Below are 17,843 nucleotides of genomic sequence, written 5' to 3' on the forward strand. Positions count from 1 at the left end.
ATCGATGGACTCTCTGACATCGTCGGACCGCCCGGTTAGGGTCGCAGCGTGATCGGGGTCGAACGGGACAGTGCCGTGTCAACGAGGCCCGAGGCGGCCGTTCCGGAGATCGGCCAGATCGTCACAGTCCGGGGATCAAACTGGGCTGTCGTGGAGGTCCAACAGCAGGGCCTCGGGAGGAGCTCCGCGGACGACGCCTCCGCGCAACTTCAGCACGCTGTCACCCTTCAGTCGGTGCAGGAGGACCGGCTCGGTCATGAGCTCCGAGTCGTATGGGAACTTGAGCAAGGCAGGAGCGCACTGGCGCACCGGGGCCTTCCCGAAGAGATCGACCCCGAGAAGTTCGACGACCCGAATCGGCTCGCGGCCTTCATCGATGCGCTGCGCTGGGGTGCGATCACCAGCGCCGATGACGGTACGGTCCAAGCGCCGTTCCGCAGCGGCGCCAACGTGGAGCCCTACCAGCTGACTCCGCTCAAGCGAGCCCTGGCGAGCCCGCGCGCGAACCTGTTGCTTGCTGACGACGTCGGTCTCGGCAAGACGATCGAGGCGGGCCTGGTCATCCAGGAGCTTCTTCTCCGGCATCGGGCGCGCACCGTGATCGTGGTCTGCCCGGCCGGTCTGGCCTTCAAGTGGCAGGACGAGATGCAGGAGAAGTTCGGTCTCGACTTCACCGTTGTCAACTCGGAGACCATGAAGGACGTACGCCGATCCCACGGCGTCCACGCGAATCCGTTCACACTGTTCCCCCGGATCATCGTCTCGATGGCGTGGCTGCCTGGCCAGCGCGCCCAGCGTCAGTTGCGGGACGCCTTCTCCAGCACCAGCCAACGGTTCGCATTCGACATCCTCGTCGTCGACGAGGCCCACCACGTCGCCCCCAGCAGTCCGGTCCGCACCAACAAGGTCGGGCAGGAACGCCGGGGCTACGCAGTCGACTCGCAGCGGACCCGGGCCGTTCGCGAGATCGCCGAGCGCTCCGAACACCGGCTCTTTCTCAGCGCCACCCCGCACAACGGGTATACCGAGTCGTTCACGGCGCTCCTGGAGATGATCGACCCGCAGCGGTTCGTCCGCGGCAACAAGGTCGACCCGGTGGCCCTTGAGGAGGTTGCGGTCCGTCGGCTCAAGCGCGACCTCAAGGAGGCGAAGGGCTTCCTCGATCGGCAGGTCAGCCAACTGCCTTACACGCCGACGGCCGATGAGTCCGCAGCGTACGACCGACTGCTCGACTTCACTCAGCGGAGGGACAAGGCGGTCGCTGCAGGAGGCGGGAGCCGCTCGGCCCGTGACATGGCGACGCTGCTGTTGAAGAAGCGGTTCTTCTCCTCGCCGGTTGCCTTCGCGCGGACCGTGGATGTCTACCGGGACACCCGCACGAGGGGCCTGGACGTCGATTTCGACCTCGACTACGACGAGATCTTCGGCCCCGACGCGGATGAACTCGAAGAGGGCAAGGTCGACCAGCCTGAGCTCGAGGCACTTCGGGAAGCGAAGACATCCCTGCCCGAACTGACCGAGGAGGATCTCGAGGACCTCGATTGGCTCAGTGACTGGGGCCACCGCTTCGAGGGACGACCCGACTCCCGGCTCGAAGCCCTGCTCGCCTACATCGAGGGCACTCTCCGGTCACACGGTGACTGGAACAACGAGCGCCTGGTCATCTTCACCGAGTACGTCGACACCCTCCAATGGCTGCGCGCCATCCTGCGCCAGCAGGGTTATGGAGATGACCGCATCGAGATCATCGACGGTGGCACCGACGCGGAGACCCGCGAGCTGATTCGCGCCCGCTTCAACGAGAACCCCGCCAAGACGCCGGTTCGGATCCTGTTGGCCACCGACGCTGCAGGCGAGGGCATCGACCTCCAGAACCACTGCCACCGACTGGTCAACTTCGACATCCCGTTCAACCCGAACCGTCTCGAGCAGCGCATCGGACGAGTCGACCGCTACGGCCAGACGAAGGCCCCCGAGATCCGCCACTTCGCCCCGGTCGTCGGTGGTGAGAGCGCGCTCAGCAAGGACGTCGATCTGCTCGCCCGGGTCGCGGTGAAGATCGATCAGATCATGCGTGACCTGGGCTCCGCCAACGAGATCATCGCGCCCGACCTGCAACGGCAGTTCGGCGGCGAGGTGATCAAGAGCCGTCGCGCCCAGGCCGAGAAGGATCCGATCGCCGGCATGATGGGCGGCGAGAAGGTACTCAACGCCGAGTTGGCACGACTCGAGCAGAATCTCGCCGAGAGTCGCGAACGTCTCCACCTTCGCCCCGAGAACCTGCAGCGCGTGGTCGAGACTGCGTTCGAGCTCAACAATCTCCCGCCGCTGGACCTCGTCGGCTCCGAGGACACCGACGTACCGGTGTTCCGACTCCCCAACCTCGACAACTCCTGGGAGCAGGTCGCCCGCGGCCTCTACACCCGCCTCGACCCTGACAACGCACGACCGATCACCTTCGACCCCCAGGTGCTGACTCAGGACCCCGACGTCGTCTACATGCACCTCGGCTCGCCCCTGCTGCAGCGGTCGACCCGGCGCCTCCGATCGGCGCTCTGGGGCGGCGACCGGGCGCTGGAACGCGTGACCGCCACGGTCGTGCCCGGCCTCGAGGAGTCCTACGCGGTCGCGGTCACCCGGCTGGTTCTGGTCGGTCGCGCCGGCCTACGCCTCCACGAGGAGGTCTTCCTGGCGGGCACGCGGCTCGCCCGCAGGCAGGCAGTCGGCGAACAGCGCGCTGAGGAACTGCTCGAGTCGGCGCTCGACCGCGCTGATCTCGTGGGTGTCCCGCCGGAGATCGCCGCGCAGATCGCCTCCGCGTGGAATACAGAGGTAGACGGCGGACTCCGCGCTCGCGTCCAGCAGGCGATCGAGGACCGCGCCGTACGACGCTGCAAGGACGTCGAAGCGCACCTCATCGAACGACGCGAGGCCGACCGTGCCCGCGTCGGCGAGATCTTCGACCGGTTCGGGCAGACGCTTCGTGAGGCACTCAGAGAGGCTGAGGCGATCGACGGCGACCCCCAGCTCGGGCTCTTCGAGGACGAGCGCCGCCAGAGTGAACGTGACCTGCGAGAGATCCGGCGTCGCATCGACGCTCTGGATGAGGAACGCGAGCGTGAGCTCACGGCCGTCGACACCCGCTACGACGACATCCGCACCTGGGAGTTCCCGGCCGCGGTCATCTTCGCCCTCGCCCCGCGCGACTTGGAGAACGGACTGGCGATTCGATGAGGAAGCGCACACACAAGAGGCCGGACGTCCACAGCGACTGGCTCGCCCAGGTCGACAGTGATGGCCCGTTCCTCTCCCACCCGGTGCTCAAGGACATGTGGCCCGATGGCGTCGACCGCCTCGGTGACGCCGACGACCGCCTGGTCACGTTCAAGCAGGCGTACGCGCGATGGCAACGTGCCTTCGACCAGTACGTCGAGCAACCCAAGACCCCCGAGTCGAAGAACGCCTACGACGCCGTACGGCGAGCTTGGATCGACGTCATTCTCGACGACCTCGCCGAGTGGAAGGACCTTCGCGGCGACTCGGACGTCATGGTCCGCTCGCCCGGCGACCAGATCACCGTCACCGCGACCGGAGCTCTGAAGGGTCGCGACGGCGACACCGCGGCGCTTCTTCTGGTCTGCGACCCCACCTCGGGCCTGCGCGATGCTGGTCTCGACGGCTGGGCGGCCAACGACGTCGACCGCCTGGCGATGCTGCTGCGAAAGGCACAGGTCGAGGTCGGCATCGTCACCGACGGTCAATGGTGGGCGCTGGTCTGGGCCAAGGACGGCAAGCCGACCGGCTCCGGAATGGTGAACGCGCTGACCTGGGCCGAAGAGCCGCTGCTTCGCGACGCCTTCTTCACCCTGATCAACCAGCGTCGCTTCCGTGCCTCTGACGCCGAGCAGCGCCTGCCCCGACTCTTCGAGCGCAGCGAACTCGAGGCCGAGGAGATCACCGAGGCACTCGGCACCCAGGTCCGCCGCTCCGTCGAGCTCCTCGTCCAGGCCTTCTCCGAGGCTCGCCTCGAGGCCGCGAAGGCGGGTGATCCGGACCCCCTCACCGAGAAGCCAGACGACATCTACCAAGCCGCCGTCACGGTGATGATGAGGATCGTCTTCCTGCTCTTCGCCGAAGAGCGCGACATGCTCCCGACCGAGCAGCTCTACTGGGACTCCTACGCCATCAAGGACCTCCTCGACGACCTCCGCACGCAAGCGGCGGCAGGCGAGGAGCACCTCGACGAGACGTACGACGCGTGGCACCGGCTGCTCGCCGTCAGCCAGGCACTGCACGGCGGAGTCAACTACGACGAGATGCGGATGCCGGCGTACGGCGGATCGCTGCTCGACCCGGAGCGCTTGCCGTGGCTTCACGCCACCGATCGTCGTGGCCTCCGCCTCAAGATCTCCGACCGAGTCATGCTCCATGTGCTGGAATCGGTGCAGACGGTCGTCGCCAAGGGCGAACGGCGCCGGATCTCCTTCCGCGAGATCGACGTCGAGCAGATCGGCTACATCTACGAAGGACTCCTCGGCTACTCCTGCGCCGAGGTTGCAGGCGACATCATCCTCGGCCTGGTCGGCAAGGATGGCGCCGAGCCTGAGATTCCGCTTGCCGCCGTCAACGACCTGTACGACGACCATGGCGGCGACGCCAAGAAGTTCGCCAGTGCCCTCGCCGCGTGGATCAAGGACAACCAGCCGGCCGCGACCGGTAAGAGCGTCGCGGCTCTGGCCAAGCTCGTTGACCAGGATCCCGCTGGTGATGACCGTGCGGAGCTGGTCAGACTGCTATCTCCGCTCGCCGCCGGAGACAGCGACCTTCTGGAGAACCTTGTCGGTTGGGGAAGCCTGATCCGTCGCGACCTTCGCAACATCCCACTCGTCTTCCCCATCGGTGGCCTTGTCGTAGTCGAGACGCCGTCGCGGAAGAACGCAGGCGCTCACTACACGCCTCGTTCACTGGCCGAGGAGGTCGTCCTCCACGCCCTCCAGCCACTCGTCTATGAGCCGGGACCGCTGCAGTCGAACGACGAGAACGAGTGGCGGCTCAAGTCCGCCTCAGCCATCCTCGACCTAAAGGTCGCCGACATCGCAGCCGGCTCGGGAGCCTTCCTGGTGGCGGCAGCCCGATACCTCTCAGAACGACTGGTAGAGGCGTGGGTTGCAGAGGGCATGGTTGACGGAGCCGTTACCGCTGACCCAGAGGAGCTTCGTCGTCAGGCGCTTCGGGAAGTGATCGCCCGCTGCCTCTACGGTGCCGATATCAACCCGATGGCAGTCGAGATGTGCAAGCTTTCGCTCTGGTTGGTCTCCATGGACAAGACTAAGCCGTTCTCCTTTGTCGATGACAAAGTCTTCTGCGGAAACTCACTGTTCGGACTGACCTCGCTCGACCAGCTGCGCTACCTCCACATCGCCCCGAAGCCGTCGACCATGCAGCAGCAGATGCTGGTCGACATCGACGCCAAGATTGCAGCCGCTACCCGACTCCGAAACGAGTTGGCATCCCCCGTCGACGAGCACGACCCTATGCGGTCGTCCCGTGCAAAGGCGCGTCTGTTCGCCCAGTTCCTCGAAGTGACAGCCGACCTGCGGTCGATCGCAGACGGCGTCGTCGCCGCAGCCCTTCCGCTCGGCGGTAAGCCCGGCAGAACTCTTGACGATGCTTTCAAGTCGTTGTCTTGGCAACTGCACGAGGCATTCCCGCCGGACGAGTCAACGGGTGACCGCGCCAAGCTCGACAGGCGGATCGATAGTGGACTGACGCCGACGGTTGAGACCGACTACGAGCGTTGGACACCTCTTCACTGGGTGGTTGAGGCACCTGATGTCATCATCGACAACGGTGGCTTCGATGCCGTCATCGGAAATCCCCCATTCCTCGGAGGCAAGAAGATTTCTCCGGCGTTGGGGTCCAACGTCCGTGAGTGGCTGACGAACGTTGTTGGGTTTGGGGCTCGCGGGAATGCAGATCTGGTCGTCTTCTTCTTGCTGCGGGCCTTCGGGCTTCTCACGTCCAAGGGCGGCCTGGGTCTCATCGCCACCAACACCCTTGCGCAGGGTGACAGCCGGGAGGTCGGGCTAGACCAGCTCGTGTCGCATGGCTTCGTCATCCTTCGGTCTGTGCAGAGTCGGCGCTGGCCCGCCGCGAGCGCCATGCTGGACTACGCGGCCGTTTGGGGGACTAAGGCTCAGGTCTCGCAGTCCGTACATCGGGTTGCCGACGGGGATCGCGTGCACTCGATCTCGACGCTGTTGGAGCCCGAGGGCACGGCTCGAGGCAATCCGCTTAAGCTGCGGGAGAACTCCGGCATCGCCTTTGCAGGTGTCAACGTGAATGGTGATGGCTTCCTCTTGTCGGCTGAAGAGGCAGCCTCGATGATTGCGAAGGCCCCGCGGAACGCTGAGGTGGTGCGCCCATACGTTGGCGGAGAAGATCTGAACGGGAGCCCTACCCACCAAGCGTCGCGTTGGGTAATCGACTTCGTCCAGGCTTCAATCGGAGAAGCCGAGAAGTATCCTGAACCTCTGGAATGGCTGAAGAAGCGTGCCTATTCGTACCGGCAGAGCTTGACGAACAAACCGAAGCTGCAGAGCGAGTGGTGGCTACATGAACGCTCGGCTCTCTCGCTCCGAAAGGCTATTGCTGAGCTTGACGAGGTGCTCGCGATCACGGTTGTGAGCAAGACGGTCATGCCGGTGCGTGTCTCGACGGACTGCGTTTTCAGCCTTGCTGTTTGTGTGTTCGCACAAGATTCCTATGCCTTTCAGGCCATTGTTTCGTCGGCCTTCCACCAGGCATGGGCGATCAAGTACGGGTCGGCTATGAAGAGCGATCCTCGGTACGTTCCGTCGGATACGTTCGAGACCTTTCCGCGTCCGACTGCCACGGACGCGCTGACTGCCAGCGGACGGGCGCTCGAGGAGGAGCGGAAAGAGATCATGGTGCGCCGGGGACTCGGTCTCACGGCGCTGTACAACCTCGTGAACTCGCCGCAGGTCATTGGCGATCCTGACGTCGACCGGCTCCGCGACCTTCATGTTGAGATTGACGCGGTCACTCTCGGGGCCTACGGGTGGGATGACGTTCCGCTGGGTCACGGTTTCTACGCCTACCGCCAGATGGAGAGGTGGACTGTGTCTCCAGCGGCTCGGGTCGAGATCTTTGATCGCCTACTGAAGCTGAATCATGAGCGAGCCCGCGCCGAGGGACAGCACGTGCAGACTCAGGGCTCAACGGACGGACAGGACACACTCTTCGCATGAGCGTCAGCGCATCGACCACCGTTCGCGGCGACCTAGTGGCGTTGATCGAGCAGGAGCTGCTTGGTCCGCGCAGCGGTCCGGAGGAGGAGATCAAGGGGACGCCGCGAGCGGCCTACATGGTCGGCGCGTTGGCGCCGGTCACAGTCGATCCCACGCTTGAGGTCACGGTCGTTGACGACGATGGTGCCGATCCGGCAGAGACCGGGCTGGCTGTCGCAGATCTCGATCCGATCGCCAACGGCCAGTCAGGCGTCCCGGTGCCCACTGATGAGGACCCCGCCGAAGAGGACGAGGAGCGGGATGAAGGTGCGAAGGGCGCGCTGACGCATCCATCCTCGATGGGGCTCCGATTCCAGGTCCCACGCGACTGCGGCGTCCTCGCGGTCACCGCTTCGTGGGGACGCTATGAGTCGTTCCGTCAGGAGAACGAGGACGGTCGCAAGGTCCAGTTCTCCCGTCGCATCCCTGTCGAGCGCACCGCCGAGATCGACGTCCGCGACGACGTGGCGCACGCCGTGCTCCCGCCGATCACGCTCGACACTGACGTCACCCTTCGGGTCGAGCTCTACCCGCGCGTCGACCGCACCATCGTCGAGCTGGCGCTTTCCAACGACCGGACGACCGCCATGGATGCCCCTCCGGGCGATTGGCTCTTCCAGACGAAGCTGAAGATCGAGGCGAACAGCGGCGAGGCGGTGTTCCTGCCGACCCGCGACGTCCTCGCGAATAGCTACGACGAACTCGACCCTGAGCGGCAGCGCCTGGATCTGCAGTACCGGCACCGCCTTGAGTTCGCCATTGGGCGTACCGCGTCGGTGACGTGGGCGGAAGGCTTCGACGCCGAGGGTGTCTCGTTGCGGCGTGCCACCTCGGTCGAGACGACGTGGCTTCCGACGGCGGATGTTCCTCAGACGGTCGCGGGCAGCGCGGGCGAGGCTGAGACCGCGATGCGGGTGCTCATGGACCTCGAGCCGGACGGCGTCGACGACGCCTTCATGCCGCTCGTCGACGGCTACCGCGAGTGGCTCGACCAGCAGGTCGAACTGGCCGCTCACCTGCCGAGCCATCTTCAGGACATCGCGGACGAGGCGATCGGGGAGGCGGGACTCGTGGTGTCTCGGCTTGAAGCCGGGCTCGAACTTCTCAAGACGAACACGCAGGCGTTCCAGGCGTTCAAGTTCATGAACCGGACCATGCGCGACCAGCGAATGCGTTCCCAGGTCGCTGCCAAGCGCTCCGAGCGAGCGACCTTGTCGATCGAGGACGCGGTCACCGAAGTGGAGAGAGTCGGCGACGCCGCCGCGTCGTGGCGGCCGTTCCAGCTCGCGTTCATCCTGTTGCAGTTGCCGGCGCTCAGCGATCCGACCGACGGCTTCCGCAGTGGTCCGGCCGCCAACGTCGAGCTGTTGTTCTTCCCCACCGGTGGTGGCAAGACCGAGGCGTACCTCGGTCTCGCGGCCTTCACCTTCGCGATCCGCCGCCTCCAAGGTGTCATCGAGACTGACGACGGACCACTGGACGGTGGTGACGGTGTCGCGGTCCTCATGCGCTACACGCTCCGGCTGCTCACCTCTCAGCAGTTCCAACGTGCCGCTGCGCTCGTCTGCGCAGCGGAGCTGATGCGTCAGGCCGATCCGACCACTTGGGGGGAGCGGCCGTTCAACATCGGCCTGTGGGTCGGCTCAGCGGTCAGCCCGAAGCGCTACACCGACGCGAAGCAACAGGTCGAGACCGCTCGCCAGGACACCGCCAAGACGCACGGGCTGACGGTGCTCCAACTTCAGCGCTGCCCATGGTGCGGATCCAAGATCGACCCGAAGCGCGACTTGCACACCGTCGGAGCCACCGAACGGATCGAGGTTCGCTGTGGTGACCGCAAGGGACTCTGCCCCTTCTCGCTCGACGGTGACGCAGGGCCGTTGCCCATCACAACCGTCGACGATGAGCTCTACCGCAACCCGCCGACCTTCCTGCTTGCGACGGTCGACAAGTTCGCTCGCCTCGCGCGCGAGGGTGAAGCCGCCAGCCTCTTCGGCTACGTCTCTGAGCGCTGCCCTCGCCACGGATATCGGCATCCCGACTCGCGCGGGAGCTGCGCCGGCAAGTCCCACAACCAGAAGAACGAGGGCGGCAGGACCTATCCACCAGTCCACGTCGCAAAGGTCGGGCGCCTGCGGCCGCCGGACCTGATCATCCAAGACGAGTTGCACCTGATCACGGGTGCGCTCGGCACGGCCGTGGGCGTTTTCGAGAACGCCGTCGACGTCCTGTCCTCTTATGAGCGAGGCAGTGCGACTGTGCGTCCGCTGGTGGTCGCGTCGACTGCGACGGTGCGGAACGCCCTCAACCAGGTGACGGCCCTCTATGGACGTGGGGTTGCAGTTTTCCCACCTCAGGTGCTCGATGTGCGCGACACCTTCTTCTCGAAGGAGATGCAGGTATCGGAGGACGATCCGGGGCGTAAGTACCTCGGGGTGTGTGCTCACGGCATTAGGCTCACGCTTGCGGAGATTCGGATGTCCGAGGTCCTGCTGCTGGCTGGTCAGAAGCTCCTCGATGACTACGGCGACGCGGCGGATCCGTACATGACGACCGTCGGTTACTTCTCCGCGACGAGGGAGTTGGCCGGTATGCGCCGCTACCTCGATGACGATGTGACCACCCGCGTCGCGGGCAATACCGAGCCGTTCCCTCGCCGCACCACCGATTGGATTCGGCTGTCAATCGGGGAACTCACCGCCCGGATCTCGGCTGAGGAGATCGCCAAGACGCTCGACCAGCTCGCTGTCCCGTTCGGCGACCGCTGGACCACCCGGGGGAAGGCCGCCTACGGCAAGGCGTATCAGGCGGCGGTCGAGGCCAAGCAGCCACCACCGAAGTCGCCGCCGCGCCCGTATGACGTGGTGCTCGCGACGTCGATGCTCCAGGTGGGTGTCGATGTTCCCCGGCTTGGCCTGATGCTGGTCGTGGGTCAACCGAAGAACACCGCCGAGTACATCCAGGCGTCTTCCCGCGTCGGCCGCGATGCCCGCAAGCCTGGCCTCGTCGTGTCGCTTGCGAACTGGTCGCGTCCTCGCGACATGTCCCACTTCGAGTCGTTCCGGCACTACCACGAGACGTTCTACGCCCAGGTCGAGGCTCTGAGTGTCACGCCCTTCTCGGACACCGCCATGGAGCGCGGGTTGATGGGGATGCTGGTCAGCGCGATCAGGGTCGTAGACGAAGGTCAGCCCGCGTCGCTGTCACCTGCCGATGGTGCCGGGGGGGTCCTCAGCAAGCTGCCTGCAGCCCAGAAACTCATCGACCGGTTGATCGCACGGGCAGCGCCCGCGGCACCGGATTCACAGACGCTTGAGCGGATGCGCCAGAAGCTGCTCCAACGCGTCGACCGGTGGTACGACAAGGCCAAGGAGTACGGCGGCGCGCTCGTCTACGAGCGTCCGCGCAAGGGTCAGGTCGAGTGGCCGTTGCTGATCAGTCCCGAGACGACCGTGCCAACTCCGGCCGATCGGGTGTTCGTCGTCGCCAACTCCATGCGGGAGGTGCAGCCGGAGTTCAACCTCTTGGTCAGCCCAGCCCCGGCCAACCTCGCGTTCAAGGAGCCGGCCTCGGCTCCAGGATGGGAATTCCCGAAGGGAGACGACGAGTGAGCGAGGCATCCCTCGAAGCTGGCGCCGCCGAGCCGGGCCTTGCGCCGGTGACGATCGGCCTCGCCGAGCTCGATCCGATCGCCGACGTCGAAGCCAAGGTCAGCAAGAACCGGAGCAAGGTCGGTTCTGTCCGGCCGTCGGCGCTGCTCTACACGTCGGGTGTCGGTGCCACTGTCGACCTGCCCCACCTGTCCGTGATGCCCCATGGGCTGGATGCCTGGCAGCGTTACTACGACCGCCGTCCCGGCGGTGCGGACGTGATCGTCGAGCCCCGCCTCCTCGACCTGGTCCAGGCATACCTCGGCGACCAGGTGACCCAGTTGCGCAAGGCGCCCTGGGCGTCCGAGGCGCCCGGTGGCTTCGGTGAGGAGGCGATCGACCTTGGAATCCCGGCCCGCATCTTCCCCCAGTGGCTTCGCTGCACCGGGTGCAACCTGCTCGCGCCCGTCAGCCACCCGATCTTCGAGTTCAAGAACGTCCTGAAGTACCGGCCCGATCAGGCGATGTTCGTCCACAAGGACTGCAAGGGATGGAGCCCCGGCACAGGAAAGGCGAAGGCACGGAAGGGCCGAGAGCAGGCCGCGGTGCCTGCCCGCTACCTCATCTCGTGTGTCAACGGGCACCTAGACGAGTTCCCGTACGCCGCCTGGGTCCACCGTGGCCGCTCATGCCCGAACGCCAAGGTCCCGCAACTCCGGATGCGCGAGTGGAAGAGCAACCTCGGCCCGGATGTTCAGATCATCTGTCTGTCTTGCGAAGCTCGCCGAGGGATGCTGGAAGCCACCGGTCCGAAGGCAGCCGACAAGCTGCCGCAGTGCCGCGGACGGCATCCGCACCTGGACGCCTTCTACCCATGCGACCAGCCGGGCAAGCTGATGATGCTCGGTGCCGCCAACCAGTGGTTTGCCTCAACAGTCGGTCTTCTGGCGCTTCCCCGCGAGGAGGTGGCCACCGTGACCGATCTGCTGCCGGTCCTCCAGGCGCTCCCGCTCGAGGTCCTCGCCTCGGCAACCGCCAAGGACGCGCTCGCCGGATTCCGCGGGTGGGCCGCCAGCGTCACGCAGAGCGACCTGTTCGGGAACGCCACCGACGACGTCCTGTGGGAAGCGGTTCAGGCGCTCAAGGGCGTCGGGACGCCCCCGCCGTCGGCCGCGGTGAGCACCGACCCGACCGACATCTTGATTCCCGAATGGCTGGTCCTCACCGATGAGGAGAAGTACACAAAGCACTCCGGGTCCGCGGACTTCCGTGCCGTCCGCCGAAAGGTCCCGCAGACCTTGAAACCGATCGTCCGCGAGGTGGTTGCCGTCGAGAAGCTCAAGAAGGTCAATGCCTTCCTCGGCTTCACCCGCATCGATGCCCTCGACCGCATCGATGACAGCAAGAGCCGGGTCGCGCCTCTGACCCGCGACGGCCGGCCGACTTGGGTCCCGGCCACGGAGGACCGTGGCGAAGGGTTCTTCCTGCAGTTCGACGAGGGGGCCGTATCCGTCTGGGAGGAGAGGATCCTCAAACTCGACCTCTGGGAGACCTACCGACGTGCACACGAACTCAACTTCAGACGACGGACGAGCAAGACCGCTGACAGCAACATCGATCCCGACAGCCGATTCCCAGCGCCGCGGTACTGGGCCCTCCACACTCTGTCCCACCTGCTGATCCGCGAGGCCGCCATGTCGAGTGGCTACGGATCGGCCAGCCTCACCGAACGGATCTACGCGTGGCGTGGCGATGGTGAACGGCCACCCGCGGCGGGATTGCTCATCACCACGACCGCGTCCGACAGCGAAGGAACCCTGGGTGGGCTGGTCGACCTGTCGCGGCCAGAGAGGCTCGGCCCGCTCGTCCACGAGGCGGTCCGGCGAGGCGGACGCTGCTCCAGTGACCCGGTCTGCTCCCACCGCCGCCCCAGAGGCAAGGAGGACTTCCTTCACGGCGCGGCCTGCCACTTCTGCCTGTTCGTCAGTGAGACCAGTTGCGAGCGGACCAACCGCTTTCTGGACCGCCGTCTGCTCCTCGACCTGATGGTCGATCCGGACATCGCGACGCCGGGACTGCTGCGGCCGATCCTCGGAGCCTGAACCATGACGCCCGTCGCCCGACTGGGCGAGCTGCTTGCGCCCGCGGAGGCGGGCGCGATTGCCGCCGCCCTACGGCAACAACGGCTCCCACACCTGGCGGCTCAGCGGGCCTTCGCGGTCAACCGAGCTGAGGTCAGGTCGCTGCTCGGGGCTCTGGTCAAGGAAGCAGGGAGCGCCGAGCTAGCAGCCGCGGTCCTCGACGGAATCGCCGCCGTTCCCCGGAGACCAGGGCCTGAGCCTGTGTGGACGGCTCCGACCGTGTCGGGGCTCGGCGGACGCACGACGCTCGCTGTGGCCGACTTGATCAATAGGGCGACCGCGACCGTGTACGCGGCGACTTACTCGGCCAGCACCGGATCGGACTATGTCCAGGCGTTGGCGCACGCCATCGATCGCGGGGTTGCGGTCACCGTCATTGTCGACCGTGGGATGCAAGAGAAGAACGGCGGTGCCGTTCCCAAAGCACTCGTCGGCGCGAGGGTGTGGGCCTATGCGCCCGAGGCGGTGGGGGAGTACGTACCTCTTCAGCATGCAAAGCTCGTCGTGGTCGACCGAACGGCTGCGCTCGTCACCAGCGCCAACTTCTCCAACGCGGCGGCCAAGCTCAACCTCGAGTGCGGACTGCTCAGCCACGACGTGGATGTCGCCGAGGCCCTCGTGCAACAGTTGGAGACGCTGCATGATCACGGCGCGCTCGTTGACTACTGACGACCCGCATGCCGAAGGGGTTGACCTATGCTCGAGGATGTAGGGATGCGTTCAGTGGGCCTATTCGCCGGTATCGGCGGCTTCGAACTCGGCCTACAGCGTGCTGGCATCACTCCCGAATTGCTCTGCGAGTACTGGGAGCCCGCCTCAGATGTCCTGAAGAAGCGATTCGACACCGATGTCGTTGGTGACATCTGCGAGCTTCGATCGATTCCGAAGGTCGACGTCGTCACCGCGGGCTTTCCCTGCACTGACCTGAGCCAGGTTGGACGAACGGCCGGGATCGACGGATCCGAGTCTGGACTCGTGCGAGAGGCGTTCAGACTGATCGACGGGACGACACCGCATTGGGTGGTGCTCGAGAACGTGCCCAACATGCTCAGCCTCGGCAAAGGGGCTGCAATGGCCGCCATCACCGACTGGTTCGGGCAGCGAGGGTGGAACTGGGCCTACCGCACCGTCGACTCCCAGCACTTCGGGCTCCGTCAGCGCCGACGACGCGTCTTCCTGGTGGCGTCACGCTTCGACGACCCTCGGGGGGTGCTGTTCGGCGACGAGGCTGGGGAGCCGACCATGCGCTCGACCCACTCGGCGTACGGCTTCTACTGGACAGAAGGCAACCGCGGAGTGGGCTGGGGCGACGGTGTCACCCCGACGCTCAAGGGCGGCTCGAAGATCGGCATCGCGTCACCGCCTGGGGTATGGAGGCCCGGGGCCGATGCTGGCCAAGCCATCGCGCGACCGAGCATCCGTGCCGGTGAGCGGCTTCAAGGTTTCCGCGCCGGCTGGACTGATCTCGGCGCCAGGGACGGAGTCCGCTGGAAGATGGTGGGCAACGCTGTTTCGGTGCCGGTGGCGGCCTGGATCGGTCGAGGGATCGTTGAGCCGCGACCGCTCGTCGACGTCCCGCGGCGTCCGTTGGACGTCGGGCGACGCTGGCCCGGCGCAGCGAGTTCGGTTGGCGGAGTATCGGAGGAATGGGCACTCTCGGAACGCCCACTCGCTGCCCGGCACCGCCAGACGCTCGCAGCACTCCTCGGCGAGCACGGGGCGGACCCCCTCAGCCTCACCGCGACCCGGGGCTTCACGAGCCGGTTGGTCGCCAGCAACTTGCGCCGGCGTCCGGGCTTCGTCGAGGAACTCCGCACTCACATCGAGCACATGTCGAGCGTCTGATGCCCGAACCGCTCGACGATGTCGTACGCCTCCGGATGAAACGCCAGGCGAGGCGCGATACCTCGGTCGAGCTCGAGATCAGGCGACGACTGCATGCTCTGGGATACCGCTACCGCGTCGACCACCGCCTCGAGCCCAGCTTGCGCTGCCGGGGCGACATCGTTTTCACCCGTCGCCGCGTTGTCGTGTTCGTCGACGGTTGCTTCTGGCACGGGTGCCCGGACCACGCAACAGCACCGAAGAACAACGCCGAGTGGTGGAGGCAGAAGCTCGCGGCCAACTTCAAACGGGATGAACGGAACCGTCAGGCGTTGGAAGGTCTTGGCTGGACCGTCATCGGGGTGTGGGAACATGAGGATCCTGGCTCGGTCACCGCGCGGATCGTCGACGTTCTCGGAGTGGCGCGGACGGGTGGCTGATGGCTCGCCCGAAGTGCCGTCACCCCGCAGCCAGGAACGACGCGTAGCGCTCCTCGAGGCGATCCTTGCTTGGACGAGCGGCTCGGGTGCGAGGCACGACCGCGAGCAAAGTGTCGTGCACGCTTTGGATACCGCCCGTCAACATCCACCCGTCGATCTCCTCCAAGATGTCCTGGCGAACATGCAGCGTCAGGTCCGGGCGGATGCCGAGAATTGAGCTGTCGAACGCCGCGTGGTGGATCTTGCACAGGCTGAGTCCGTTGGGACGACCGGCTCACTGTGCGGTTGGCCGTCCGCGACGATGTGCGCGGTATCGAGCAGCTCCGTGTGGCGGCTCGTCGTCGATGAGCCCCTCGTCGGCCGGCCAGCGCACAGCCCTGGCCTTGGCGCGGCCGTCGCTGAAGGCGCGCCAGGCGGAGACCAGGTCGGGATGACGTTGGTGAAGCTCGTTCCTGAACCGCCGGAACGCGCCCTTGCCCTGCAGCGTTCGCCGCAGGCGTTCGCCAGCCCTGCGATCGCTGATCCCCTCGGCGAAGTCGACCATGTCCTGGTACCAAACGTACGACGGCAGCGGGTCGATGAGGACCAGATGATCCAGCCCCTCGAGGTCCACAGCGTTCTGGCCGTCGATGCCAGTGTCGCTGGTCCAGAACGCGAGCTCCCCGGTCAGCGGGTCGATCAGCCACCGATGCTCGTATTCGGTCTGGTCTGCCAGGGCCGTCGCGAGCTCCTCGAGATCGACGGCGGTCAGGTCGAGCATCCCGTCAGCGTATGCCCGACGCAGACCTTACCCGCAGGGGCGATCTGAGCATTGCCCCATAGGCGGCGATAGAACCCGTCAGTCCCGAGGTCATCGTCGTACGGGCGGTCGCTGTTCTCAGTGCGGTAGAGGGTGCGGAAGGACAGGGATCGGCTGACGGTCAAGCCGGCCGGGTGCACACGAACGTGACCGTGCGGATCCGGCTCTCGGCGAGGTTGGCCACCTGGTTGGCCGCCATCTGCGGGAACGACTCACCCAGGAAGGCGGCGAAGGACACCGGAGGCGGTCCCTCGGTCTCGATCCGCTCGCGCACCTGGCGGAACCAGGCGAGGCTGGCGTCGGAGGAGTCGGACTCCGCGACGAGTTCGAAGCCGGCGTCGGCGAGCAGGACCCGCATCTCCTCGGGGGTGGCGAGGAAACTCGTGGTCGGGTCGTTCGCCCAGGGGACCGGGTAGTGCACGTCGCCACCCTCACCCTGGAGCACGTCGTAGACGACGAACCGGCCGCCGGGGCGAAGGGTGCGGAAGGCCTCGGCGTACAGGCCGGGCTTGTCGGCGATGTTCATCGCGACGTGCACGGTCATGGCCGCATCGAAGGCGGCGTCGTGGAGGCCGGTACGGGTGGCGTCGCCGGTGCGGAAGTCGGTGCGGTCCGAAAGGCCCGTCCACGACGAGAGGACGGTGGCGGCCTCGCAGAACTCCGGCGTCAGGTCGATGCCGACGACGGTGCACCCGGTCTCCACGGCCACCGTACGGGCAGGGCCGCCCAGGCCGCTGCCGAGGTCGAGGATCCGGGAACCCGCGCCGACGGCCAGCGCCTCCGCGATCTCCAGGGTGGCGACGCGGCCCCGGATGTGGAACTCGTCGACCGGGCCGAGATCCACCGCACGCAGCGCCGACCGGTCCACGCCGGCGGCGTCCAGCGCCTCCTCCAGCGCCGCCACCAGTCCGCCCGACCCGGCGTAGAAGGCTGCGACGGCGCTCACCGGTACTCCGGGTTCTCGTGGTCGAACCGCGCACCGGCGTCCCAGGCCGAGCGCTGGTTGCCGTGGGCGGGGATCCCGTCGTTGCGCTTGAGCATCCGCGCGACGTGCATCAGGTTCCACGTCATGAAGGTCGTGTTGCGGTTGGTGAAGTCGTTCTCGGGGCCGCCGCTGCCAGGGTCGAGGTACGACGGCCCCGGACCCGCCTCGCCGATCCACCCCGCGTCGGCCTGGGGCGGGATCGTGTAGCCGAGGTGCTGCAGCGAGTAGAGGACGTTCATGGCGCAGTGCTTGATCCCGTCCTCGTTGCCGGTGATCAGGCAGCCGGCGGCTCGCCCGTAGTAGGCGTACTGGCCGCGCTCGTTGAGGTCCCCGCTGCCGCCGTACAACCGCTCGATCACCTGCTTCATGACGCTGCTGTTGTCGCCGAGCCAGATCGGGCCGGCGAGCACCAGGACGTCGCTGGCCATCACCCGCTCGTGGATCTCCGGCCACGCGTCGGTGGCCCACCCGTGCTCGCGCATGTCGGTGTAGACGCCGGTGGCGATGTCGTGGTCGATCGCGCGGATCGTCTCGACCTCCACTCCGTGCTTGCGCATGATCGCGGCGCTCACGTCGACCAGGCCGCCGGTGTGGGTCGGTTCGGGGGAGCGTTTGAGCGTGCAGTTGATGAAGGTCGCCCGCAGGTCGCTGAAGTCGAGGTCGATGTCCGTCATGCCTCCCAGCATGGACCTGGCGGCGCCCCCGGCGGAGCGCCCGGATGTGAACATCTGCTGACGCCCATTTCATACCTCTG

At 66.3% G+C, this 17,843-nt stretch carries 10 protein-coding genes; 7 read left to right on the forward strand and 3 right to left on the reverse strand.

Going from position 1 to position 17,843, the window contains the following annotated elements; translation table 11 throughout:
* The first annotated feature begins 48 nt into the window (after positions 1-48).
* The 7 genes from drmD to QI633_RS00105 are packed head-to-tail and all read left to right on the forward strand — an operon-like array spanning position 49 to position 15,305.
* A complete protein-coding gene (gene drmD, locus QI633_RS00075; protein WP_282427712.1) occupies positions 49-3,234 on the forward strand; it encodes a DISARM system SNF2-like helicase DrmD in 3,186 nt (1,061 codons plus the stop codon).
* Positions 3,231-7,271: a type IIL restriction-modification enzyme MmeI gene (locus QI633_RS00080; RefSeq protein WP_282427713.1), complete on the forward strand. Its 4,041-nt coding sequence runs from the start codon at positions 3,231-3,233 to the stop codon at positions 7,269-7,271. Before drmD ends, QI633_RS00080 begins: the two co-directional genes overlap by 4 nt.
* Positions 7,268-10,921: a DISARM system helicase DrmA gene (gene drmA / locus QI633_RS00085; protein WP_282427714.1), complete on the forward strand. Its 3,654-nt coding sequence runs from the start codon at positions 7,268-7,270 to the stop codon at positions 10,919-10,921. Before QI633_RS00080 ends, drmA begins: the two co-directional genes overlap by 4 nt.
* Positions 10,918-13,002: a DUF1998 domain-containing protein gene (locus tag QI633_RS00090; protein WP_282427715.1), complete on the forward strand. Its 2,085-nt coding sequence runs from the start codon at positions 10,918-10,920 to the stop codon at positions 13,000-13,002. Before drmA ends, QI633_RS00090 begins: the two co-directional genes overlap by 4 nt.
* A 3-nt stretch (positions 13,003-13,005) precedes the next feature.
* Complete coding sequence (drmC, locus tag QI633_RS00095) at positions 13,006-13,710, forward strand: DISARM system phospholipase D-like protein DrmC (protein ID WP_282427716.1); 705 nt, start codon at positions 13,006-13,008, stop codon at positions 13,708-13,710.
* A gap of 45 nt (positions 13,711-13,755) precedes the next feature.
* A complete protein-coding gene (gene dcm / locus QI633_RS00100; RefSeq protein ID WP_282427717.1) occupies positions 13,756-14,886 on the forward strand; it encodes a DNA (cytosine-5-)-methyltransferase in 1,131 nt (376 codons plus the stop codon).
* Positions 14,886-15,305, forward strand: coding sequence for a very short patch repair endonuclease (locus QI633_RS00105; protein WP_282427718.1), 420 nt, complete (start codon positions 14,886-14,888; stop codon positions 15,303-15,305). Before dcm ends, QI633_RS00105 begins: the two co-directional genes overlap by 1 nt.
* A 274-nt stretch (positions 15,306-15,579) precedes the next feature.
* Here QI633_RS00105 and QI633_RS00110 read toward each other — a convergent pair whose 3' ends face one another.
* The 3 genes from QI633_RS00110 to QI633_RS00120 form a co-directional block, all read right to left on the reverse strand.
* On the reverse strand, positions 15,580-16,065 hold the full coding sequence (locus tag QI633_RS00110; protein ID WP_282427719.1) for a UPF0158 family protein: 486 nt from the start codon (positions 16,063-16,065) through the stop codon (positions 15,580-15,582).
* A gap of 160 nt (positions 16,066-16,225) precedes the next feature.
* Complete coding sequence (locus QI633_RS00115) at positions 16,226-17,050, reverse strand: methyltransferase domain-containing protein (RefSeq protein WP_282427720.1); 825 nt, start codon at positions 17,048-17,050, stop codon at positions 16,226-16,228.
* A complete protein-coding gene (locus QI633_RS00120; RefSeq protein WP_282427721.1) occupies positions 17,047-17,763 on the reverse strand; it encodes a flavodoxin family protein in 717 nt (238 codons plus the stop codon). The genes QI633_RS00115 and QI633_RS00120 overlap by 4 nt, the downstream gene beginning before the upstream one ends.
* Between the last annotated feature and the right edge of the window lie 80 nt (positions 17,764-17,843).

It is taken from the genome of Nocardioides sp. QY071 (assembly GCF_029961765.1).
Lineage (GTDB): Bacteria > Actinomycetota > Actinomycetes > Propionibacteriales > Nocardioidaceae > Nocardioides.

Coding starts and splice junctions, on each gene's coding strand:
- drmC (WP_282427716.1), top strand. CDS start 13,006: ATGACGCCCGTCGCCCGACTGGGCGAGCTGCTTGCGCCCGCGGAGGCG.
- QI633_RS00110 (WP_282427719.1), bottom strand. CDS start 16,065: ATGCTCGACCTGACCGCCGTCGATCTCGAGGAGCTCGCGACGGCCCTG.
- QI633_RS00105 (WP_282427718.1), top strand. CDS start 14,886: ATGCCCGAACCGCTCGACGATGTCGTACGCCTCCGGATGAAACGCCAG.
- QI633_RS00080 (WP_282427713.1), top strand. CDS start 3,231: ATGAGGAAGCGCACACACAAGAGGCCGGACGTCCACAGCGACTGGCTC.
- QI633_RS00120 (WP_282427721.1), bottom strand. CDS start 17,763: ATGACGGACATCGACCTCGACTTCAGCGACCTGCGGGCGACCTTCATC.
- drmA (WP_282427714.1), top strand. CDS start 7,268: ATGAGCGTCAGCGCATCGACCACCGTTCGCGGCGACCTAGTGGCGTTG.
- dcm (WP_282427717.1), top strand. CDS start 13,756: ATGCGTTCAGTGGGCCTATTCGCCGGTATCGGCGGCTTCGAACTCGGC.